The sequence below is a fragment of the Cupriavidus sp. 8B genome (genome assembly GCF_054589115.1).
This window is the reverse complement of record NZ_BAAILO010000525.1, coordinates 1-22,961: the sequence shown is the minus strand read 5'-3', so window position 1 is coordinate 22,961 and position 22,961 is coordinate 1. Positions and strand designations below refer to the sequence as shown.

Genomic DNA, 22,961 nt, shown 5'->3' with positions numbered 1-22,961 from the left:
ATCAACGATGAGCAACATCTACATTGCCGGTATCGCCATGACGGTGTTCGGCCGGCACCTCGAACGCAGCATCGATGACCTCGCAGGTGAAGCGCTGCGCGGTGCGCTGCAGGACGCCGGTTGCAACGCCGATGCGATTGGCGCGGCCTACTACGCCGGCATTACCAACGGCCAGCTGCAGGGCCAACTGTCGATCCCGGGCCAGGTGGTGTTCAGCAAGATCGGGCTGGAGGGCATTCCGGTGTTCAACGTCGAGAATGCCTGTGCCTCCGGTAGCACCGCCGTGCACCTGGCCGTGCAAAGCCTGAAAGCAGGCGCGTGCGACGTGGCGCTGGCCCTCGGCGCGGAAAAGATGAACGTACCGGACAAGGCGAAATCGTTCGCGCTGTTCGAGGGCGGGTGGGACGTGTCGCGTGTTGAGGACAACTTCGCCCACCTCATGAGGCTGGGCGAAGGCGTTGAGCCGCCACCAGGCTCGGAATCTGACCGGCCTTACAGCCGCTTCATGTCGGTCTACGCCGCGATGTGCCGTTATCACATGAAGACCTACGGCACGACACAGCGTCAGATTGCCGCGGTGTCGGCAAAGAACCACGGGCACTCGGTACACAACCCGTTTTCGCAGTTCCGCAACCCGTTCACGGTCGACGAGGTACTCGCGGCGCCGCCGATCACCTATCCGATCACGTTGCCGATGTGCGCGCCGGTCACTGACGGTGCGGCTGCCGCAATCCTTTGCACCGAAGAGGGCCTGCGCCGCATCGGTGCCGAGCGCAGCCGTTGCATCAGGGTTGCAGCAAGCGTGATCCGCAGCTTCACGCATCGGCGCATCGACGAGCCGGAGAAGAACATCGGCAGGCTGGCGGCGCTGCAGGCTTATGAGCAAGCAGGCTTAAGCCCTGAAGACATGAACGTTGCCGAAGTCCACGATGCCTCGGCCATGGGCGAGATCATCCAGGCCGAAAACCTCGGGCTGGTGCCACTCGGCCAAGGTGGCCCCGCTGCCGAGCGAGGGGACTTCACGATCGGTGGACGCATCCCCATCAATCCGTCGGGCGGCCTCGAATCGAAAGGTCACCCCCTGGGCGCAACGGGCATCGGCCAGCTCTATGAACTGGTCACGCAACTGCGTGGGGAGGCCGGTGCACGCCAGGTGCTCGGCGCGCGGCATGCGATTCAGGAGAACGGTGGCGGCTTCCAGGGCATCGAAGAAGCCGCGCTGGCGGTGCACATCTTGAGCAAGGAATGAGGGGACTTTGAAATGACCACGCGTCTCGATGTCACGCAAGAAGGGGAGACCGGGCACACTGGCATGACCCGGCGCATGTTCGTGAAAGGTGCCGCGGCCACAGCGGTCGTGGTGCCCGCCATTGCGGCGATGCAAAGCCCAGGGGCGGAGCCGGGGGAGAACGCCAAGGAGACGGCTGACCTGGAAAAGTATCGCGCGCTGGGTGGATGGGTGGAAAAGCCCGATGACCTGCAGCCTGCGCTAGAGGGCGATGTCAGCTCGGACGTGGTAATTATTGGCGCCGGCTTTGCGGGGCTTTCCGCTGCACTGGAGCTCGCCAGGCAGGGTGCGAAAGTGATCGTCCTTGAGCGTGAGTTTGCCGGCTTCGGCGCGAGCGGGCGCAACGCCGGCTACCTGGGCGGCGGCATCGCGCTCGAGTACGACCTGTTCCTCAAGGACGTCGGTAAGGCGCGCGCGAAGGAAATCGTTCGCTACTACGAAGATGCCGTTCCTTTCGTTGAAGGCAAGCTCAAGGAACATGGGATCGACTGCGACTACAACCCCTCCGGGCTGATTCGCGCGGGCATTCATCCGTCACAGGAAGAGAAGGTGCGTGAGGGCGTACGGGCCAGTGCGGAGTTTGGAGTCCAGTCGGTGTTCCTGGACGAAGCCCAAATGCGGGCACGGGGCATTCCCCCGGCGTTTCTTTTTGGTGAATACACGCCGCGCGGCGGCACGCTTCACCCCGGGAAGTACGTGATGGGGTTGCGGCGCGCAGCGCTGCGTGCGGGCGTCAAGATCTACGAGAACACGCCACTGCTGTCTTACATCGAAGGTCCCGTGATCCAGGTGAAGACTCCGCGTGGTAGCGCGAGCGCTCCGGTACTGATGCTCGCAACGAATGCCTATACCCCCCAACTTGGCCTGCTTGCCGACAAGGTGGTGCCTTTGCGGGTGTCGGCCATCGAGACTGAACCGCTTTCCCCGGCGCAGTTGAAATCGTTGGGCTGGGCGCGACGCGAAGGTGTCATGACTGCACATTGGGTCATGGAAAGCCATCGCGTGACGGCCCAGAACACGCTTCTGGTGACTACCAAGCGACTGCGCTATCCGTACGGCTCGAAGACGCCGAATGTGCCCGACTACGACCAGTACCGCGAGCTGAGGACCGCCATGCGCGACCGCTTCCCGACCTTGAAAGACCTCGCCGTGCGGGCGTGTTGGAGCGGCTATATCAGCTTCGCCAACGATGCGCTGCCGGTGGTCGGCACGACGGGATCGAACCAGAACATCTTTTACTCAGCGGGGTGTTCCGGGCATGGCGTGGCAGCTCAGTCCATGGTCGGTCACATGATCGCCCAGCGGATTCGCGGTACCGAACCCACGCTGCTGGCGGCGGTGCGTCACGAAACGCCTTCCACATTGCCCGAACCGTTCCGGTGGTGTGTGTTGAAAGGGGCGTTGGGTGGGGCTGCCGCCATGGACGACTGGGTGAACCGTAAGGTGCGCGACGCTTCAGCCTGAAGGCGAGCGCTTTAACTGCAAATATGAAAAGGAGGAGCACAACATGATTCGCCTGAAGACATCCGTGGAATTGCCGGCGGTTGGGCTGACCGGCTTCGAAACGCCGTTGACCGAAGAGGAAAGTGCGATCCAGGGCACGGTCCATCGGTTCGCGCGCGACGTGATGCGCCCGATCGGCCGGGAGTTGGACCGCATGACGCCGGAGGAAGTGATCGCTCCCGGTTCTCCGTACTGGACGGTCATGCTGGAGGCAGCCAAGCTCGGGCTCGATCCGGAGCTGATCGATCAGTTCCCTCCCGAGGTGGCCGTCCGTCTCGAATCGCTCATCGCTGAAGAACTCGGCTGGGGCGACGCGGGACTGGCCGTTTCGCTGACTGCGTCGATGATGCCGCTGATGGTGGCGCAGTCGGTCGGCAATCAGGAACTGATCGACATGTGCATGGGCAAGGTCGGCTGCTGGTCGAACACGCAACCTGATCGCGGTTCCGATGGCGCGATCCTCTACCGCGAAGAAGTCAGCGCGCACGGCAAGCAGTCGCTGGGCAACGTCACTGCGAAGGTTGGTACTGATGAGATTGTCATCAACGGCCAGTACTCGTCGTGGGTGTCCAACGGCTCGGTCGCGCAGGTATCGCTTGCCTACATGGCGGCGGATTACGGTGACGGCTTCTACGGCACCGACGAGCGCGGGGTGTTCACCAACGGCATCGGGATGATCATTCCGCTGGATCTGCCTGGCATTTCGCGTGGCAAGCCGCTCGACAAGATCGGACAGCGCGGGCTGCCGCAGGGCGAGATCTTCTTTGACAACGTGAAGGTGCCGAAGCGCTTCGCAATTGCACTGAAGGACGACTACCTCGGCAACATCGCTTCGGCGTGGTCGCACGCCGGGACGAACATGTGTCAGGTGTTCACCGGCACGGCCCGTTCTGCATTCGAGCTCGCGCTGGCCTATTGCCACGAACGCAAGCAGGGCGGCGCGCTGCTCATTGAACACCAGATGACGCAACTGCGTCTGGGCGAGATGCTGCGCCGGCTCGAGATGGCGCGCGCGATTTCGCGCCGCGCGCTGTCGTACTCGCGCTTGTCGCCGCAGACGCACCCGTACGCGTCTGCACAGGCCAAGGTCAGCGTGACGGAAGAAGCCATGAAGATCGCGCACGAGGCCTTCCAGCTTTTCGGCGGTAACGGCACCACGCGCGAGTACCCGATCGAGAAGATCTACCGCGACTGCCGCTCGGCGCTGATCGAGGACGGTGAAAACTACGTCCTCACGTCGCGCGTGGGCTTGCTGGCAAGCCACCTGTATCAGAACGGGTGGACGAAAGACTAAGCGTCGCGGGCAGGCGCAGGCAGCCGTAACCAAGATGCTACCCGGCCGCGACGAACACGTATCTGCATGAGGAAGTTGTCATGACGACATATTCCGGCACCAAGGCAGCCTCTTGGGGGCGGCAGCCCTCCGCCACCGACATGCTCCATTTCATTCGGGCCTCGGTGCGGAGCATTCGCAGGGATGCAGCCAACGATCTGCAGGCAGACGGCGCGGCTATCGAGCGGCGCTTGTCTTGCCTGCTGCGACAGGCCCTGACCACGCGTTCGCCGTTTGAGATTGCGCTGGTGCTGGGGAGTGCGGCGGAGCTGATGCTGTTTCCGGAACAGGACGTTCTCGAGCAATGCACCGCCGCCGTTCAAACGGCCAATCAGCAAGCGTTGCGCGGGCTGGTCTGGGCGGTCAGGCACCGCAGCATCCGCGGCGGCCCGAACGTCCGCCGGTTCGCGATCGACGCGCAATGAAGCCCACCAAGAAACAACACGTTCATCGCAGTCACGGAAACACCATGTCAGAGAAATCTCCCCCAGAAAAATCAACCAACCTGCCGCGCAGGCAATGGCTCAAAGCCGCCGGCGTTGCGGCGGCGGCAGGCGGTTTGGCGCTGGGCGTGCGTCAGGCCAATGCCGGTGCCGCCAACACCGCGTCCACGGATGACGGCGTTCTCGATGTCGCCATCATCGGCGCCGGGCTGGCCGGCTTGACGGGCGCGCGCGACCTGCAATTGGCTGGTTGCAACTCGTTCGTCGTTCTGGAGGCGAGAGATCGCGTAGGGGGGCGCACGCTCAACTACAACATCGAAGGGGGCTATGTCTCCGAGGTTGGCGGCCAGTGGATCGGGCCCGGCCAGACGGCGGTGGCGGATCTTGCCCGTCAGCTGGAGGTCGGCACGTTTCCGACCTACTACGATGGCAAGACCGTCATCCTGGGTGGTGACGGCCGGATGGAAATCGATCTGAAAGGGACGTTCGGCACGGATGAGGCGGTCAGCGGAAAACTCAGCCAGCTCTCGCGCGACGTGCCGTCGGGCGCGCCTTGGAAGTCGCCGAAAGTCGGCGAGCTGGACAAGGTCTCGGTCGGGGATTGGCTGGCCAAGCAGAACATCAAGCCTGAAGACCGGTTTGGTTGGAATGCAAGCATCACCCTTTCCGGCGGCGCGATGCCGGCCAAGATGGGGTTGTTGCATTTCCTGTCGATGATCAATTCGGCGGACCGCGATTATTCGCAGCTCGACAGCATCAAGCACAGTGCGCAGGAGACCCGCTTCATCGGCGGCTCGCAAATCCTCAGCATCAAGATGGCCAAGCAACTGGGCGACAAGGTGCGCCTGTCGACGCCGGTACGCGCGATTTCCGGTTGGGACCGGGATGTTGTGACGCTGCAGACGGACCATGGCGAAGTGCGCGCCCGCAAGGTCATCATGGCCATCCACCCCGCGCTGTGCCAACAGGTGCAGTTCAACCCGCGGCTGCCGGAGAAGCGCGCTGCCTTGCAGCGTGCATGGCCTGCGCATTCGCCGGCACGCAAGACGGCCATGGTCTATCGCCGCCCCTTCTGGCGTGACAAGGGCTTGAATGGACACATCATCCAGGCCAGCGGGCCTGTGATCTGGGCCTTCGACAACTCGCCTCCAGGGGGAGAGATCGGGGTTATCAACGCCTTCGTCGTCAATGCACAACTGCCGTCGGAGCAGGACGCGGCGAAATCGATCCTGACCGAACTCTACGCCCGGGCATGGGGGCATGAAGCCCTGTCGCCGGTGGCCTATCACGATCAGGACTGGAGCCGAGGTGATCCGTGGACGATCACGTGCGTCTCCGCCATTCCCCCCGGCTTCTGGAGCGCTCACGGCGAAGCGCTGCGCCCGCCGTGCGGCAACCTGATCTGGTCAGGCACCGAGACTGCAGAAATCTGGGCCGGCTACATGGATGGTGCGGTGCGTTCCGGCCATCAGGCCTCTCTCCAAGTGCTCAATGCACTACGTCGAGCATAAGGGAGCAGACATGAAAAAACGCATTGTGATTGGCGTTGCGGCCTTCGCGGCCATCGCGGCTGCTGTGGCGCTCGTCTTCTTTGGCCCGGACGTGCTCGATCTCTACCGGCTGGACCACTTTATCGACGCGTCAGCAAAGGCGTACGAGGCGGATGGAGGCCGCTGGCCACACGTCAACGACACGTGTTTCGCGTGCCACGGCGTCAAAGGCAATTCGCTTCATCAAGGCTATCCGAGCCTGGCAGGGCAGCCCGCCGCTTATCTGGAGGCGCAGCTCCACAACTTTGCGAGCGGTGCGCGCCTCAATCCGAACATGGGGCCGTTGGCGATGACGATGGACAACGCACAGATCAAGGATATGGCGGACTACTTTTCCAAGGTGCCGCCTGCGGCCAACCACTACTTCAAACCGGATCCGCAACTACGCGTGAAAGGGCTGCAGTTGGTGGAAGCGGGGAACTGCGCTGCATGCCACGGTGCTCAGCTGATGGGGCATGACCAGTTTCCGCGTCTTGCAGGCCAAGGCTATGACTACATCCTGGCGCAGTTCGACGCGTTTGCTTCCGGCACGCGCAGCGAACCCACCGGCATGATGAAGCGCATTGCTGAAAGCGCCTCTCCGGAAGACCGCAAGGCGATTGCCAACTACCTTGCCAGTCTTGAACCGAAACAACATTGACGCATCCGGCGCAATCGATCATCGATATTGGAGTTGAATCATGGATCTCAGGTCTCTCATTCTTGTGCTGTCCAGCGCCGTGCTGGCGTTGAGTTCGTTTGTCTTCGGATGGAAGTTCGTCAAGAAGCGCAACTATCTTCTCGGCATCGAGATGTGGGTCGTCGGAACCTCTGCGACGAACGCCATCTTTTTCTTTGCGACTGGGAACGAGATTTCCTATGCAATCGCCCATTTCTTCGATTCGTTTTCCCGCGGTTTCGGCATGCCGGTCATCGCGGTGGCCGGCATGATGGCCATCACGCATGGGTATAAGCCATCGATTCGCCAGGACGTGATGGCGTTCGTGCTTTCGAGCGCGGCCACATTCGTTCTGATTGGGGCTCACTTCATCCAGGGGGTGTTGCCTTACTACTACGTGGTGATGTGGACGCTGCTGTCGATCTATCTCGCTTATGTCATCAAGCGGCTGCTTGGCATTGGGGCGGTGCTCCAAGCGGTGGCGTTGTTGCTGGCGTTGGTGACTTCCCAGGCGATCGCATGCATCTACGATTTTTATAAGATCCCCGGCGAAGAGACGAACGTCTTCTTCAATTTCTTCACGCTGGCACTGTGTTCCTGGGCGTATTTTTCGCCGGCCGTCTATTACGCCTATTGCGCCCTGGAGCGCGCACGGGGCGAGGACCTCGCTTTGAACAGGGTTGCTCGTTACAGCCACTGACATCAGAGCATGTTTTGCACTGGCTCGGGGCCAGTTCCAGTTGTGCGGCCTGGCGACGCAGCAGTCGACGTCACGCTGGTGCGCGCTTGCCGCGCCTGGTCTCTACCATCGAAGTCATACCTGCGGCAGGCGGCATGAAAGGCATGGCGTTGCCATGCCTTCACCCCGCGGCGGGTAAGCGCGCGGAGCCGGCAGCGATCTCGGTGCAGATCTCGGGTGGTGTCCCTGGACATCACGCCGGTCTGAAACATGCGCGCAACGGTGATCTTCTGTGCACCGCCACCTACTCAGACACGGCGAATCGGGACGCGACTCGTGTCGTTGTCCCAATTCAGTATCCCCGCCAAGGGCCGTTGATCGCCCATGACGGATCCCCTTGCGCCCAGCATTCCATTTACTGGGGGTTCCCGCGTTTGACGACGCGGGATTCACTCGATTCGACATCGTCTGCACCATGGCTGAGTTGGTATTTCCCCTACCCATCAGCGCCTTGATATTAGGTCGATCCAACGCTACGATTAGGTCAGCAAAACGTAATATATAGGTCGACTGTACATATGGATGGAAAGGCATGTGTGCGGAAGGGTGAAGCGATGGGATGGTTGTGGCCGCTCGGTGCTGGTTTGTATGCCGCGTGGTTTGGGAGACGGCAGGCAGTCTGCCTGCTCCGCTTGCGAAAGACGCGACCGTAAGCATTTGCAATCAGGTTGCCATTTAAACGGATTAGGAGATCACCGATGGACGAATTCAAGCGCAGAGCTTTCGCAGAAGATGGCGCTGTTGTCATTGAGGGCTGTCTCGACGAAGACGCGCTCGCACAGTGCAGGGAAGTCTTTGACTGGGGAATCGCGAACCCCGGCCCCATGGTGACGACTATGTTTGACGGAACCGAATGTAGAGCGCACGTCGACAATGCCAATCCCAATGCGAAGCATCGACTGGATGATCTCGTCGCCAAGCTGCCGTTTGGCAAGCTGCTCGCGGAACTATGGGGTTCCAAACACGTGTGGTACTTCGCCGAGGAGCTCTTCCTCAAGGCTGGCGGCAAAGCTGCGCGCTCCTCCTGGCATCAGGACACTTCGTACTTGCCGTGGGCGGGCAAGCATTGGGCCAATGCCTGGATTAGCTTTGAAGCCGTGCCGAAACGCAACGCTCTGGAGGTCGTTCGCGGATCGCACCGCGGTACGCGTCATGACGGCACCACGTTCCTGGATCCCAACGACCCGACCGACCCGCTGCACGGCGATGTGTGGCCGCGCATGCCCGACATCGAGGCTGAGCGCAGCGCCAACCCGGATGCCTACGACATCATCTCGTGGGCCACGTATCCGGGCGATGTGCTGCTGCTGCATCCGGCCTCGTTGCATGGCGGCGGGGCGACAGACGCCGATTTTCCCGATCGTCACACGCTTGTGCTGCGCTTCTTTGGCGACGACGCGACCTTCAGCCCGCTGCCTGAGAACAGCCGCTCTGGCTACAGCACATCGGGCGTTCTGTTCGTCGACGAGCTCTCGCATCTGAAGGCGGGTGATCCGTTCCGGGCTCCGTGTTTCCGTCAACTCATCTAAGCAAAAAGGTGCAATCCATGGCAACGAACAACAAGCGGCAATCGATCGTCCCCGCCCCATTCCGGTCGTTCTACGACGCCTACCACTTCTCGCCGGCAACGCGCGTGGGCGACATGATATGGGTGTCCGGCCAGGTCGGAATCGATGCTGAGGGCAAGCCTGGCGAGGGGATGCAGGCGCAAGCGCAGATAGCGTTCGAGTGTTTGAAACTCGTTCTGGAAGAGGCGGGCGCCAGCTTGGCCGACGTCGTTGAACTGACGACCTTTCATCTGGATCTTCGCGGTGAGCTCACGGAGTTCACGGCGGTCAAGGACGCGTACTTCCCGAACCGCTATCCGTCGTGGACGGCCGTGGGCGTCACGCAGCTGGCGCTTCCAGAGCTGCGCGTGGAGATCCGGGCGGTGGCAGTAGCGGGGTCCGGCAACGAGTGACCACTTGACCAGTAGCACGGCAGAGGACTTCGCCGCAGTCTGCCAATGTACGTAGTACTTATCGAAAGCAACATGCTTTTACCTCCGCCTTATGCGATCAATCTTCGGTGAGCGATCGAAGGCGGAATCGGAAGGAGAACCATGATGAAAAAGTACGGAGTTGGAGCCGCATCCATGATCGCGGCCGCCGCCTGTCTTGTGATTGGTACTACCGCCTTGGCGGAAGACCTCACGCCGGAAGGCGGTGACCGTGCCCCCGGCAAGGACGGCGCCGTACCGGCCTATACAGGCAAGCAGTCACCCGATGCAGGCTGGGAATGGGGCAAAGTTCGCGCTGATTTTTGGAAGCACAAGAACGAGAAGCCCCTCTATTCGATCGATGCATCGAATGTCGACAAGTACGCTGCACAACTGACACCGGGCCAGATCGCGCTAGTCAAACAGAAGAAGGGCTACCGGATGGACGTGTATCCATCGCATCGTGAATGTCAGGTGCCGGACTTCGTCGCGCAGAACTCCAAGGCGAACCTCACGGCGGCCAAGCTCGACTCGACTGGCGAGCAGTTGCAGACCGCGATCTTTCCAGGCGTTGCCTTCCCGCAGCCGAAGAACGGCGTCGAAGCGATCCTGAACTACGAAACCCGATACCGGGGCGAAGGCATTGAATGGCCAACGGATCAAACGACCGTCTCGTCTCGCCCGGGTGGCGGCGAATCGATCGATGTGGTCGGCCCGCAGGTGTACTACTTCCCAACGGGCAAGGTTGGCAAGACCACCCCGCAGGACGTCGACCAGCTCAGTAACGCGCTCTTCTTCAAGATGAACTCGCCCGCGGCGCTGGCGGGCCAGGCCTTTGTGCAGCGGCAGTACTTCAACAAGCCGTCGGAGACGTTCTACTACTTCCCCGGGCAGCGCCGCGTGCGTCGCATGCCGGCCTACACGCACGACGCGCCGTTGATCGGCTTCGAGAACCAGTACCTGGTCGATGAATTCAACATGTTCAACGGTGCGCTCGACCGATTCAACTGGAAGCTCGTCGGCAAGAAGGAAATGATTGTGCCGTACAACGTGTTCGGCATGTACAAGTTCAAGGACAAGCTGCACGACGTTGCCAAGCCCGATGGAATCGCTGCCGAAAGCCGCCGCTATGAGATGCACCGGGTCTGGGTGGTCGAGGCGACGCTAAAGTCCACTGCCCGCCACGCTGCATCCAAGAAGGTTCTCTATCTGGATGAGGACAGCTGGCTGGCTGTCGCGGGCGAAGACTACGACGCGCAGGGCCAGTTGTGGAAGGTGCGAGAAAGCTACTCGATTCCGGTCTGGGATCTGGGCGGTACGTGTGACAACCAAGTCTGGGCACAGTACGACCTGACCAACGGACGTTATCTGCTCGATTCATCAACCTTCGGTCAAGGCAAAGACATCCGCTGGCATCAGCAGGCCAATGATCCGCGCTTAAAGGCTGACTACTTCACCGCGGAAACATTGAGGGCGGTCAGCGAGCGTTGAGGATCGCCGCATAGGTCGGCCGATGCGCGTAGGAGGCGCGCGTCGGCGTCAAACAGGTTGGGGGAGAGATGAGAACCATAAAGAATTGCCGGCAGGCGACGATTTCCCTCGTCGTTCTGGGCACAGTGGCGCCGAGCGCGCACGCCTTCGATTTCACGGCAGGACCTGACGATGCCATCAAGGGATCGCTCGTGACCAATATCACGGCTGGCGCGGCGAGCCGGACCAAGAACCCGAGCTGCTCGCTCACCGGAGACCCGAACGCGAACGGCTGCGGCACCGCTGCGAACGTCGATCAGTGGGGCGCCGGCGACAACGGTGACCTGAACTACAAGAAGGGGAAGCCATACAGCACCTACCTGAGCGCGACCAGCGAGCTGCTGTTGACGATGCCCGGCGAAGGGCTGAAGTTTATGGCGCGCGGCACGGGCATGTACGACTTCATGGCCAAGAACACGGAGCGCACGGAGCTGGCAAGCGACGCACGGGCACAGGTCGTCTACGACGCGTATTTGCTGGATCTGTGGGCCCAGAAGGACTTCACCATTGGGGATCGAAACGCGCACGTCCGCCTCGGCAACCAGGTGATCAACTGGGGCGAGAGCATGTTCGCCACTGGCGGCATCAATGCCACCAACTCGCTCGATATGCAAAAGCTCTTGGTTCCAGGCTCGCAGCTCAAACAGGCAGTGCTGCCGGCGCCGATGTTGAGCTTTGCCAGCGAACTGTCCCACGGTGTAAGCACCGAGGCCTACTATCAGTTCATCTGGAAAGGCAATCGCATCCCGCCGGTCGGCTCGTACTGGTCCGTGTCAAACGTCGTTGGCCGCGGTGCCGAACCGTTCACGGTCAATCCGAACAACTTCAATGCGAACGGCCCCAGCGCCGGTACCATCGCGGGCATGACGGGACAGAACGCCCATGATCCGGCCACGATCGCCGCAATCAACAATGGACTCGTCAACGGCGAGTTTGCCAATTCGTTCGGTCTTCCCGTCTCCAGCATACTGCCGTCGAAGTACAAGCCGCAGTTCGGCGTAAAGTTCAACTACGCGCCGCGTAGCATCGACGCGAACTTCGCGTTCTACTACGAAAACTATACCGACAAGTCGCCGGTGCTGACTTCCTTCGCGAACAATACGCTGCAGTGGTCGAACCTCGAGAACCGTCAGCTCTTTGGCGTCAGTGCTAACTTCCCGCTTGGCCCTTGGGCTATCGGCACCGAGCTGTCGTATCGCCCGCGAGACGCTGTGGCGCTGTCAAGCTGCTACGGCGCCGGGGGGCCGCCCGATCTGAACGTGAACCCGGGAGGGGTCGACTGCCAGCAGTGGGCCGACAAGAAGAAATTCCAGTTCGGTATCAATGGCCTGCTGGCGCTTACGCGCAGCGAGTACCCGTTCCTCAAATGGATCGGCGCGGATTCGGGAACCTTGACGGCAGAGCTGACGTGGATCTACTACCCGGGCCTGAGCCAGAGCGGCGTCACGCGGACCGTCAATGGGCAGCAGGTCACGCAGTTGCCCCAGGCGGGATATCTGACCTGGCTGAACAACAACTCTGGAACGGGCTATCCGATCGGGATGGGTCAGGGTACGTCGAGTTCGGTGGGCACGACGATCGATTTCAACTGGACCTATGACGGTACGCTGATCCCCGGCTGGCAGGTCACGCCCGGGGTGACGTTCTCGGCCGGACTCTATGGCTACACGCCGACATTCTCGGCTAACTACCTGCAGGGTCTGAAGTCGGCAAACCTCTACATCCTGTTCAATCAGAACCCGACCAAATGGCAGGCGGGCGTCAACTACACCATGTTCTGGGGCGGACACAACACGGTGGGCAATCCTTACTCGGATCGAAACTTTGTCGGCTTGTTCGTGACCCGGAATTTCTGACGCGGTCGCCCGCCCGAGGTGGCGCACACGGTGCGCCGTCGGGATACTTGAAGGAGTAGTGTCGTGTTGAATCGTCTTGTCAGTGGTCTGGAAAGGATCTTTTTCGGCCATCGTGCAATCGTGCTTGCTGTGATCGGCCTGTTCACGGTCGTGATGGCGGTATTCGCCGTCCAATTGCGCATGGACGCTGGCTTCGAGAAGCAGATGCCGATTGGCCATGAATACGTGCAGACTTTCCAGAAATACCGTTCCGATCTGCTTGGAGCCAACCGTATCACCGTAGTCGTGCGCGCCCGGAAAGGTTCGATCTGGACGCCGGAGGGATTGACGCGCTTGTACAAGGTGACCCAGGCAGTCACGTATCTGCCGAACGTGGACCGGGGTGGTGTGCGCTCGCTCTGGACACCGAACGCATTCGTCAACGAAATCACCGAAGAAGGTTTCCGTGCGGAGCCGATCATCTCGGGCACGATCACGCCCGACCAACTGACGCCGGCGGTGGTTGAGAACATTCGCCACGCGACCACGCTGGGCGGCTATGTCGGTACGCTCGTCTCGCATAACGAAGACAGCGCGATGGTCACGGCCGAGCTGAACGAGCGCGACAGCACCGGCAAGGTGCTCGACTATGTGGCGTTCAACCATACGCTCGAAGAGAAGATCCGCAAGCCGTTCGAGGATGCCGGCTACGAAGTGCAGATCATCGGTTTTGCCAAGCAGATCGGTGACATTGCCGATGGCGCAGTGGCCGTGCTCAGTTTCTGCGCGATCGCGCTGCTGCTGACTGCGCTCGCGGTTTACTGGTACTGCCATTCGGTGCGCTTCACGGTGCTGCTGATTGTCTGTTCCCTGTCGTCGCTGGTCTGGCAATTCGGCACGTTGCGCCTGCTGGGCTTTGGTCTGGATCCGCTCGCGGTGCTGGTGCCCTTCCTGGTGTTTGCCATTGGGGTCTCGCACGGTGTACAGCAGGTCAACTTCATCGTGCGTGAAATCGCGCGCGGCAATAGCCCGTTCGATGCAGCGCGCCACAGTTTCACTGGCCTGCTGATCCCCGGTGTGCTGGCACTCGTCACCGCCTTCGTGTCGTTTGTCACGCTGCTGTTGATCCCGATTCCGATGGTGCGCGAACTGGCCATCACGGCTTCGCTGGGCGTGGCCTACAAGATCGTCACCAACCTGATCTTGCTGCCGATCGCCGCATCGTGCTTCAACTTCACCCAGGCCTACGCTGAAAGCGCACTCAAGCGTAGTGCGCGTCGCTCGGAGCTGCTGCGTCCGCTGTCGCTGGTGGCCAAACCGAAGTTCGCGGGCGCCACGCTGTTGATCACGCTGGTGGTGTTTGGGGTCTCGGTCTGGCAGAGCCGCGACCGCGTGATCGGCACGCTACAGCCCGGTGCGCCCGAGCTGCGCGAGGAAGCGCGTTTCAACCGGGATGCGACGTCCATCGCCGGCAACTATGACATGGGTCTGGACTGGCTGTCGGTGGCGATCGAATCGAGCGGCAAGGCGTGCGACAACCCGGCCGTCGGCTTGTACGAGGACGAATTCACCGCCGCCATGCGCACCGAGCCCGGTGTGGTGTCTGCTCAGTCGTACTCGGGGATGCTGCGTACCTACAACGCGGGCTACAACGAAGACTATCCAAAGATGAACGTCGTGCCGATCGATCCGGACAACTACGGTGCGGTGTCGGTTGACGTGGCACGCCTGAAGGGCTTCATGAAGGCCGACTGCAGCATGACCGCCGTCCACCTGTACCTGGCCGATCACAAGGCGACGACCATCAACCGGGTGATCGACGCTGTGAAGCACTACCGCGTGTCGCACCGGTTCCCGGGGGTCAACATCCGCCTGGCCGCGGGCAATGCCGGCGTGCTGGCCGCCACCAATGACGAGGTGGAGCGCAGCGAGCTGCCGATGATGCTGTACGTGTACGCCGCGATCGTGATTCTCGTGTTCCTCGCTTACCGCGACTGGCGCTCGATGCTGGCCTGCTGCGTGCCGCTCACCGTCGCCACCTTCATCGGCTACTGGTTCATGAAGGAGCTCAAGATCGGCCTGACGGTAGCGACCTTGCCGGTGATGGTGCTGGCCGTGGGTATCGGTGTGGACTATGCGCTGTACATCTACAACCGGCTGCAGCGGCACTTGGCCGAGGGCGACCCGATCGAGCGGGCCATGGAGCGTGCGCTGGAGTTCGAGTGCGTGGCGACCATCTTTACCGCCATCACGCTTGCGGTGGGCGTGGCGACGTGGAGCTTCTCGGCCCTCAAGTTCCAGGCCGATATGGGCAAGCTGCTGGCCTTCATGTTTATCGTCAACCTGGTGATGGCGATGACGGCATTGCCCGCGCTGGCCTCGGTGCTGGAGCGTTGGTTCCCGCGCCGCAAGCCGGCACGCGTGCCGGGCCTGCTCAGCCACTGACCCGGAGACACAGCCATGATCAAGACTTTTGTGACCAGCATTGCGCTGTGCATCGCCACGGCAGCATTTGCACAAGCACCATCGGAAGGCACGGTCGCCACGTGGGCTGCGAAGCCCGCGCACACGTGGAGCGCGCCGACCCACATGATGCTGCTGGACGCCACGCGCGCCGGCAAACGCATCGTCGCCGTGGGGGAGCACGGCATCGTTCTGCTCTCCGACGACGACGGCAAGACCTATCGGCAGGCTCGTACGGTGCCGGTTTCCGCCACGCTGTCCGCCGTCACGTTTACCGATGACCGGCACGGCTGGATCGTGGGGCAGTGGGGCGTGATCCTTGCGACCAACGACGGCGGTGAAACCTGGAGCAAGCAGCGCATGGACACGGCGGTCGATCAGCCGCTGTTCTCGGTGCTCTTTACGAACGACCACGACGGCATTGCTGTGGGCCTGTGGTCATTGATGCTTCAGACCCATGATGGCGGCAAGACGTGGGCTCGCACCCCGCTGCCCAAGCCGCCCGGCGGTGGCAAGGCGGACCGCAATCTCTACCACGTATTTGCCGATCGGCAAGGCGCGCTCTATGTCTCCGCTGAGCAGGGGGCCGTGCTCAAGTCGACCGACGGTGGTGTGAACTGGGACTATCTCGCCACGGGGGGGAAGGGCTCGTTGTGGTCAGGCGTGGCGATGCCCGATGGGCGGATCGTTGTGGGCGGCCTGCTCGGCAGCCTGTTCCAGAGCAGCGATGGCGGGGCGACCTGGCGACCGTTGAAGGCAGAAACCAAGAGTTCGGTCACCAGTCTTGCCGCAGCGGGCAAGGGGCTCATTGCCGTTGGACTCGATGGGCTGGTGGTGAAGCAGCGTGAAGACGGTGCGGCGCTGGAGGTCGCGCAGCGCCCGGATCGGGCTGCGCTGACCGCCGCGCTGATCGATGCAACTGGCCGGCCGATTCTGTTTTCAAATGAGGGTGTGCTGGCAGGCCTGTAAGCCGATTTCCACGAAAAAAGCGCTACGCGCCGGATCACCGTCAGCAACCTCCAGCATTACTTTCCGACTCGACCGTCAGTAGCAGATGCACGTTGCCGCGCTGGTCAACCCGATGGCCGGCGGGTTGGCGCTTCAGTTCGAGACAGGCCGCATGAAGCGTCCTTGCATGCGCGGCCTGGAGCAAACATAGGTTGCGGCTGCGAACTACATCACGCGGGTACGGGTGCCCATCGTTACTGATATCTGACGCTTGGTCCCTCGGCTTGGCGTCGTCATGAGGACCGCGGCTCGCAGCGGCAACACACAGGGCAAATCAAATTCAACGATGACCAGAACGTCTCAACAACTCGATGTCGCCAGTTTGGCGGGTTATCTGGAAAACCATGTACCCGGTTTCGAAGGTCCTCTGGATGCGGAGAAATTTGCCGGAGGCCAGTCAAATCCGACCTTTCTGCTGCAGTCGCGCAGCGGCCGCTACGTGCTCAGGCGCCAGCCGCTGGGCGAGCTGCTGAAGTCCGCCCACGCGGTGGATCGCGAATTCAGGATCCTGACCGCGCTTTCAGGGACCGCGGTGCCGGTTGCGCGTCCGTATCACCTGTGCGTGGACCGCGACGTGATCGGCAGCATGTTCTATGTGATGAGCTTCGAGGATGGGCGCATCTTCTGGAATCCCGCCCTGCCAGAGCTGCCTCGGCCAGATCGCGCAGACTGCTACGACGCGGTGCTGCAGACCATGGCGGCGCTGCATGACATCGATGTGGAGGCTGCCGGACTTGCTGACTACGGCCGGCCTGGCAGTTACTTCGAGCGACAGATCGGCGTCTGGACCAAGCAGTACCGTGCGGCAGAGACCGAACGGCTCGACGCGATGGAAACGTTGATCGGCTGGCTGCCGAGGGCCTGCCCCGAAGATGCAGGTCCGTCAACGCTCGTGCATGGCGACTTCCGGATTGATAATGTGATGTTCGAGCGCGATAGCTACCGCGTGAAGGCCGTCCTCGACTGGGAGCTTTCCACACTTGGCAATCCGCTCGCCGATCTTGCTTACTTCTGCATGTGCCTGCGACTGCCATCGGATGGCCTCGTCCCGGGTCTCGCCGGCCAGGATCGCGCCGCGCTCGGCGTGCCGCAGGAAGCCGAAATTGTCGCGCGCTATTGCGAGCTGCGCGGCATCGAACCCATCCGCGACTGGCATTTCTACCTGGCGTTCAGCTTCTTCAGGCTCGCCGCGATCGCTCAGGGCGTGAAGGCTCGCGCACTGAAGGGCAATGCGTCAAGCACGGCGGCCCTGCGAGTCGGAGACATGACGCGGGCTCTGGCCGAGGAGGCCGTGCGCGTGATCAATGCGCACGCTTGACATACGCCGCCGAAGCACACCATCAAAAACCGAATCAACTGGAGAACCAAAGCATGGCAACGAACCTGTTCCACCTGACCGGAAAGATCGCGCTCGTGACCGGCGCGAGCCGCGGTATCGGCGAGGAAATTGCGAAGCTGCTCGCCGAACAGGGTGCGCTCGTGATCGTGTCCAGCCGCAGACTCGATGACTGTCAGGCGGTTGCCGACGAGATCGTCGAGGCAGGTGGCAAGGCTGAAGCGCTGGCGTGCCACGTTGGCCGAGTGGAGGACATCGCCGCGACGTTTGCACATATCCGCGACAAGCACGGTCGCCTCGACATCCTTGTCAACAACGCGGCGGCGAATCCGTATTTTGGCCATATCCTCGACACCGACATCAGCGCATACGAGAAGACGGTCGAAGTGAACGTGCGCGGCTACTTCTTCATGTCCGTCGAAGCCGGCAAGATGATGAAGGCGCAAGGCGGCGGTGCGATCGTCAATACCGCGTCGGTGCACGCATTGCAGCCCGGCGACAAACAGGGCATCTATTCGATCACGAAGGCAGCCGTCGTCAATATGACGAAGGCTTTCGCAAAGGAATGCGGACCGCTCGGCATCAGGGTGAACGCGCTGCTTCCAGGCCTCACGAAGACGAAATTCGCGGGTGCCCTGTTCGAGGATCAGGCGATCTACGAACGATGGCTTGCCGATATCCCGCTGCGGCGTCACGCGGAGCCGCGGGAAATGGCCGGGACGGTGCTCTATCTTGTGTCGGACGCGTCGAGCTATACGAACGGCGAGTGCATTGTCGTCGACGGTGGCCTGACGATTTAAGCCGAACAAGATGTGTGTGCAGGCTGGAGCTTGCGCACAGCCGTGGCCAACGCCGGATTGCAGTGCTGCGTTATGCGGCGGAGTTGATGCTAAAGGCGATCACGACTTTCGCGAATTATCTCAAGAAGGCGCATATGAATATCGGAGTGCCAGTAGAAACGCACGCGTACGAATCGCGCGTAGCCGCGACCCCGGAAACCGTGAAGAAGTATGTCGCACAGGGCCACAAGGTGGTGGTGCAGGCGGGTGCTGGCGTACGGGCCAGCCAGCCTGACAGCGCCTACGAGGCCGTCGGCGCGACCATCGGCAGCGCCGCCGAGGCGTTTGGCGCTGATCTCGTGCTGAAGGTGCGCGCACCCGAAGCCGGGGAACTGGCGCAAATGAAACAGGGTGCGGTGCTGGTGGGCATGCTCAATCCGTTCGATGCCGAGAGCAAGGCGCGCATGGCGGCGGCCGGCATCACCGCGTTCGCGCTCGAAGCCGCGCCGCGCACCACGCGCGCGCAGAGCATGGACGTGCTGTCCTCGCAGGCCAATATCGCCGGCTACAAGGCCGTGCTGGTGGCCGCGCACCATTACCAGCGCTTCATGCCGATGCTGATGACCGCCGCGGGGACCGTCAAGGCGGCGCGCGTGCTGATCCTCGGTGCCGGCGTGGCCGGCCTGCAGGCCATCGCCACGGCCAAGCGCCTGGGCGCGGTGATCGAAGCGTCCGATGTGCGCCCCGCCGTGAAGGAGCAGATCGAATCGCTCGGCGGCAAGTTCCTGGACGTGCCTTTCATCACCGATGAAGAGCGCGAGATCGCGCAAGGCGTCGGTGGCTATGCCCGCCCGATGCCACCGGACTGGATGCGCCGCCAGGCCGAACTCGTGCATGAGCGCGCCAAGCAGGCCGACATCATCATCACCACGGCGCTGATTCCGGGCCGCAAGGCGCCCGTGCTGCTGCAGGAAGCAACCGTGCAGCAGATGAAGCCGGGCTCGGTGGTGGTTGACCTGGCCGCTGCGCAGGGCGGCAACTGCCCGCTGACCGTGGCTGACGAAGTGGTCGAGCGCCATGGCGTGACCTTTGTCGGGTACACCAACCTCGCCAGCATGGTCGCGGCCGACGCGTCGGCGCTCTACGCACGCAACGTGCTGGATTTCCTCAAGCTGGTGATCGACAAGGACGGCCAGTTCGTAATCAACAAGGACGACGATATCGTCACCGCCTGCCTGATGACGCGGCGGGAAGAAGAGGCATTGGCCTGCTAAGGAGACATCCATGGAAATGGTGAACCACACGGTGATCAACCTGATCATCTTCGTTCTGGCGATCTATGTGGGCTACCACGTGGTCTGGACCGTCACGCCCGCGCTGCATACGCCGCTGATGGCGGTGACCAATGCGATCTCGGCCATCATCATCGTCGGCGCCATGCTGGCGGCTGGCCTGACCGAAGGCGGCGTGGGCCGCACCATGGGCACGCTGGCGGTGGCGCTGGCCGCCGTCAATGTGTTCGGCGGCTTCCTGGTCACGCAACGCATGCTGGAGATGTTCCGCAAGAAGGCGCCCAAGGTGAAGGCCGAGGCCAATGTGCCGGCGCACGCTGGCGCAGGACTGGTGGAGATGCCGCGATGAATGCCCTGTCCATGAATATGGTGACGCTGTTCTACCTGGGTGCGTCGGTCTGCTTCATCCAGGCATTGAAGGGCCTGTCGCATCCGGCCTCGGCCCGCAAGGGCAACGCCTTCGGCATGATCGGCATGGCGGTGGCGGCGCTCACCACGGTGGCGCTGATTGCCAAGCTCAAGAGCGAATTTCTCTCCGACGGCGGCGCGGGCGTAGGCTCAGGCCTGGCGCTGATTCTCGCCGGGCTGGTGGTCGGCGGCGGCATCGGCGCCTACGTGGCGAAGAAGGTCGAAATGACCAAGATGCCCGAGCTGGTGGCCGCCATGCACTCGCTGATCGGCATGGCCGCCGTGTGCATTGCCGTGGCAGCCGTGGCGGAACCTGCCGCCTTCGGTATCGCGGCGGCCGGCTCGCACGAGATCCCGATGGGCAACCGTATCGAGCTGTTCATCGGCTGCTTTGTCGGCGCCATCACGTTCTCCGGATCGGTGATCGCCTTCGGCAAGCTGGCCGGACGCTACAAGTTCCGCCTGTTCCAGGGCGCGCCTGTGGTGTTCCCCGGCCAGCACATGCTGAACCTGGCCCTGGCGGTCGCGATGGTCGGCTTCGGCATTGCGTTCTTCATGACGCAGGACTGGATGCCGTTCCTGGTGATGCTCGCCATTGCCTTCGTGCTCGGCGTGCTCATCATCATCCCGATCGGCGGCGCCGACATGCCGGTGGTGGTGTCGATGCTGAACTCGTATTCGGGCTGGGCGGCGGCGGGCATTGGCTTCTCGCTGAACAACCCGATGCTGATCATCGCGGGCTCGCTGGTGGGCTCAAGCGGTGCGATTCTCTCGTACATCATGTGCAAGGCGATGAACCGTTCGTTCTTCAACGTGATCCTGGGCGGCTTTGGCAGCGATGCGGCAGCAGGCGCAGCAGGCGGTTCGCAAGTGCAGCGCAACGTGAAGTCGGGTTCGGCCGATGACGCCTCGTTCCTGATGGGCAACGCCGAGACGGTCATCATCGTGCCGGGCTACGGCCTGGCCGTGGCGCGCGCCCAGCACGCACTGAAGGAACTGACCGAGAAGCTGACCGAGAAGGGTGTGACGGTGAAGTACGCGATCCACCCGGTGGCGGGCCGCATGCCGGGCCACATGAACGTGCTGCTGGCCGAGGCCGAGGTGCCGTACGACCAGGTCTTCGAGATGGAAGACATCAACAGCGAGTTCGGCCAGGCCGACGTGGTGCTGGTGCTCGGCGCCAACGACGTGGTGAACCCGTCGGCCAAGACCGACCCGAAATCGCCGATTGCCGGCATGCCGATCCTGGAGGCCTACAAGGCCAAGACCATCATTGTCAACAAGCGTTCGATGGCCGCGGGCTACGCCGGGCTGGACAACGAACTGTTCTACATGGACAAGACCATGATGGTGTTTGGCGACGCGAAGAAGGTGGTCGAGGAGATGGTCAAGGCCACGGCTTGATGTCGGGTGGATGAGCACACAGACCCTCGGCAAAGCTAGTGTTTCCGGTAATTGGCGGTTTGTGTTCTCCACGTCTGTGGTGGGGGGCCGAAGGGCGCAGCCAAATAACGTGACGCGATGTTGTGCTCTATCGGAGGTAGTGGCAGTGAAGTAGTAGAGAAGAGTTCTCCACTAGGTGCTGCAAATGGCCCACCCCCACCCGTAAGGTGGGGGCTTTTTTTCCCGGAGAAGGTGCCTTCCGGCCGTAGCTCTTGTGACACAGGCATCCGAATCCGAAAAGTGGGACTCCGGGCGAAGGAAGTGCGCAATGAGCCAGATCGAGGAAAGCAGGGCAAGTTGGCAGAGCATCCCGCTTGAGCCACACGTGTCGAGTGAGGGAAGCCATCCGCGCTGTGGGCGCGACGTTTGCCCGGCTTCACGAACCATTCTTGCGTAAGCTGACGGCATACGACAATCCGGCTCATTCGCGACATTGCGAGTATCGCATCCAGTTGGTAGCGAGTGTGGCGGCCCATCGCCATGACTCCGCGGAGCGTCGCCACGAAGATCCAGGGACTCATCGCCCCGTTGTGAGCCTGCGCAAGCCCCTCCTGCACCGATCAACTCGCAACGCTGACCGACGCTCGTGCCACTTTTTTGTCCGGAAAGAGTTCGTGCAGCGCGGCCGATACCAGCGCCTCGCTGCTCAAGGCGAGGCGTCGACGATCCCGACGCGCAAGGGTTGATCCGCCGCAAGGCGTGCTGCACGCGACCTTCAGTATGTTCCGCACCGCTGGCATCTGCGAGAAATCATGAAGCGTGTGGCAGATAGCAAAGGAGTCGTCCGCGCAAGCGTTGAAAACTGGGAAAATTGCCAGGCCGATGGCGGCGATGGCAAGAAGTATCTGCAAAAGGATTCGCTATGACCAGCGTGCATTCCAATAGCAACGGTGATGTGTCTCGTCGGATTGCGAGTGAGCCCATGAGCTTGCGTAGCGCGGCAATGGATGGACTCTGCAGGCCCGACGAGGCTGGCTTAAAGTTCCTGGCGCGAGATGGGATGGTGAAGCTCGAGTTGCCAGGGCCTGGCCTGCAGGTCATCGTGGAACAAGCCGGCGTCGCACAAGTGATTTTTTTAGAGGATTCGGCAATGCTGGAGATCTGCCTGAAGCAAGGCAGCAGGCTATCGCTCCATTGCTCCTTCGAAAGCGCGCAATGCCTCGCCGTGGAACTCCTTCCTGAAGCGCGCGATCACGAATTCCTGTTTCATGATAGGAACGGGGATCGCTACTGCGCTTGGGATGACCTGCGCTGACTTCGCTTCCGACACTTCTTCTAACCCGAGCTTTGGCTTCTCGAATAGCCGGAACCCGCATCGGCGCTGGGTGTCGGCCATTTTTTGAGACTATTATGTAGCCATGTAAATTAGCATTTA

General features: G+C 61.8%; 20 protein-coding genes. 19 read left to right on the top strand and 1 reads right to left on the bottom strand.

Going from position 1 to position 22,961, the window contains the following annotated elements:
• The first annotated feature begins 7 nt into the window (after window positions 1-7).
• The 18 genes from ACYP5B_RS46230 to ACYP5B_RS46145 all read left to right on the top strand — a co-directional run bounded on the left by ACYP5B_RS46230 (window position 8) and on the right by ACYP5B_RS46145 (window position 21,547).
• Window positions 8-1,249 carry a thiolase family protein gene (locus ACYP5B_RS46230; RefSeq protein ID WP_459574056.1) on the top strand — a complete coding sequence of 414 codons (1,242 nt, stop codon included), beginning with the start codon at window positions 8-10 and terminating at the stop codon, window positions 1,247-1,249.
• Between the two features lie 12 nt (window positions 1,250-1,261).
• Entirely contained in the window at window positions 1,262-2,752 is a 1,491-nt protein-coding gene (locus ACYP5B_RS46225) for an NAD(P)/FAD-dependent oxidoreductase (protein ID WP_459574055.1), read from the top strand.
• Window positions 2,753-2,795: 43 nt separating this feature from the next.
• Window positions 2,796-4,085, top strand: coding sequence for an acyl-CoA dehydrogenase family protein (locus tag ACYP5B_RS46220; RefSeq protein ID WP_114134849.1), 1,290 nt, complete (start codon window positions 2,796-2,798; stop codon window positions 4,083-4,085).
• 80 nt (window positions 4,086-4,165) lie between these two features.
• On the top strand, window positions 4,166-4,549 hold the full coding sequence (locus ACYP5B_RS46215) for a hypothetical protein (RefSeq protein WP_459574054.1): 384 nt from the start codon (window positions 4,166-4,168) through the stop codon (window positions 4,547-4,549).
• A gap of 44 nt (window positions 4,550-4,593) precedes the next feature.
• Window positions 4,594-6,078, top strand: a complete 1,485-nt coding sequence (locus ACYP5B_RS46210) for a flavin monoamine oxidase family protein (RefSeq protein WP_459574053.1) — start codon at window positions 4,594-4,596, stop codon at window positions 6,076-6,078.
• Window positions 6,079-6,088: 10 nt separating this feature from the next.
• A complete protein-coding gene (locus ACYP5B_RS46205) occupies window positions 6,089-6,757 on the top strand; it encodes a c-type cytochrome (RefSeq protein WP_114134852.1) in 669 nt (222 codons plus the stop codon).
• A gap of 40 nt (window positions 6,758-6,797) precedes the next feature.
• Complete coding sequence (locus tag ACYP5B_RS46200) at window positions 6,798-7,475, top strand: hypothetical protein (RefSeq protein ID WP_114134853.1); 678 nt, start codon at window positions 6,798-6,800, stop codon at window positions 7,473-7,475.
• A gap of 737 nt (window positions 7,476-8,212) precedes the next feature.
• On the top strand, window positions 8,213-9,043 hold the full coding sequence (locus ACYP5B_RS46195; RefSeq protein ID WP_459574052.1) for a phytanoyl-CoA dioxygenase family protein: 831 nt from the start codon (window positions 8,213-8,215) through the stop codon (window positions 9,041-9,043).
• 17 nt (window positions 9,044-9,060) lie between these two features.
• The gene (locus ACYP5B_RS46190) at window positions 9,061-9,474 is read left to right on the top strand and encodes a RidA family protein (RefSeq protein WP_114134855.1); all 414 of its coding nucleotides are present in this window, start codon (window positions 9,061-9,063) and stop codon (window positions 9,472-9,474) included.
• Window positions 9,475-9,615: 141 nt separating this feature from the next.
• Window positions 9,616-10,983 (top strand): DUF1329 domain-containing protein, encoded by a 1,368-nt coding sequence (locus tag ACYP5B_RS46185; RefSeq protein ID WP_459574051.1) that lies wholly within the window; start codon window positions 9,616-9,618, stop codon window positions 10,981-10,983.
• 68 nt (window positions 10,984-11,051) lie between these two features.
• On the top strand, window positions 11,052-12,878 hold the full coding sequence (locus ACYP5B_RS46180; RefSeq protein WP_115213472.1) for a DUF1302 domain-containing protein: 1,827 nt from the start codon (window positions 11,052-11,054) through the stop codon (window positions 12,876-12,878).
• A 63-nt stretch (window positions 12,879-12,941) separates the two neighbouring features.
• Window positions 12,942-15,302, top strand: a complete 2,361-nt coding sequence (locus ACYP5B_RS46175) for an efflux RND transporter permease subunit (protein ID WP_459574050.1) — start codon at window positions 12,942-12,944, stop codon at window positions 15,300-15,302.
• Window positions 15,303-15,317: 15 nt separating this feature from the next.
• Entirely contained in the window at window positions 15,318-16,289 is a 972-nt protein-coding gene (locus tag ACYP5B_RS46170; RefSeq protein WP_459574049.1) for a WD40/YVTN/BNR-like repeat-containing protein, read from the top strand.
• A 325-nt stretch (window positions 16,290-16,614) separates the two neighbouring features.
• On the top strand, window positions 16,615-17,646 hold the full coding sequence (locus ACYP5B_RS46165) for a phosphotransferase family protein (protein WP_276286106.1): 1,032 nt from the start codon (window positions 16,615-16,617) through the stop codon (window positions 17,644-17,646).
• 53 nt (window positions 17,647-17,699) lie between these two features.
• Window positions 17,700-18,464: an SDR family oxidoreductase gene (locus ACYP5B_RS46160; protein ID WP_459574048.1), complete on the top strand. Its 765-nt coding sequence runs from the start codon at window positions 17,700-17,702 to the stop codon at window positions 18,462-18,464.
• A 134-nt stretch (window positions 18,465-18,598) separates the two neighbouring features.
• On the top strand, window positions 18,599-19,717 hold the full coding sequence (locus ACYP5B_RS46155) for a Re/Si-specific NAD(P)(+) transhydrogenase subunit alpha (protein WP_202281768.1): 1,119 nt from the start codon (window positions 18,599-18,601) through the stop codon (window positions 19,715-19,717).
• A 10-nt stretch (window positions 19,718-19,727) separates the two neighbouring features.
• Window positions 19,728-20,084: an NAD(P) transhydrogenase subunit alpha part 2 gene (locus tag ACYP5B_RS46150; protein WP_115213475.1), complete on the top strand. Its 357-nt coding sequence runs from the start codon at window positions 19,728-19,730 to the stop codon at window positions 20,082-20,084.
• Window positions 20,081-21,547, top strand: coding sequence for an NAD(P)(+) transhydrogenase (Re/Si-specific) subunit beta (locus ACYP5B_RS46145; protein WP_459574047.1), 1,467 nt, complete (start codon window positions 20,081-20,083; stop codon window positions 21,545-21,547). The genes ACYP5B_RS46150 and ACYP5B_RS46145 overlap by 4 nt, the downstream gene beginning before the upstream one ends.
• 599 nt (window positions 21,548-22,146) lie before the next feature.
• On the opposite strand, the gene ACYP5B_RS46140 is transcribed toward ACYP5B_RS46145, so the two are convergent.
• A complete protein-coding gene (locus ACYP5B_RS46140; protein WP_276286087.1) occupies window positions 22,147-22,437 on the bottom strand; it encodes a hypothetical protein in 291 nt (96 codons plus the stop codon).
• Window positions 22,438-22,448: 11 nt separating this feature from the next.
• Between ACYP5B_RS46140 and ACYP5B_RS46135 the strand changes: the two genes are divergently transcribed.
• Window positions 22,449-22,841 (top strand): hypothetical protein, encoded by a 393-nt coding sequence (locus ACYP5B_RS46135; protein WP_459574046.1) that lies wholly within the window; start codon window positions 22,449-22,451, stop codon window positions 22,839-22,841.
• The last annotated feature ends 120 nt before the right edge of the window (window positions 22,842-22,961 follow it).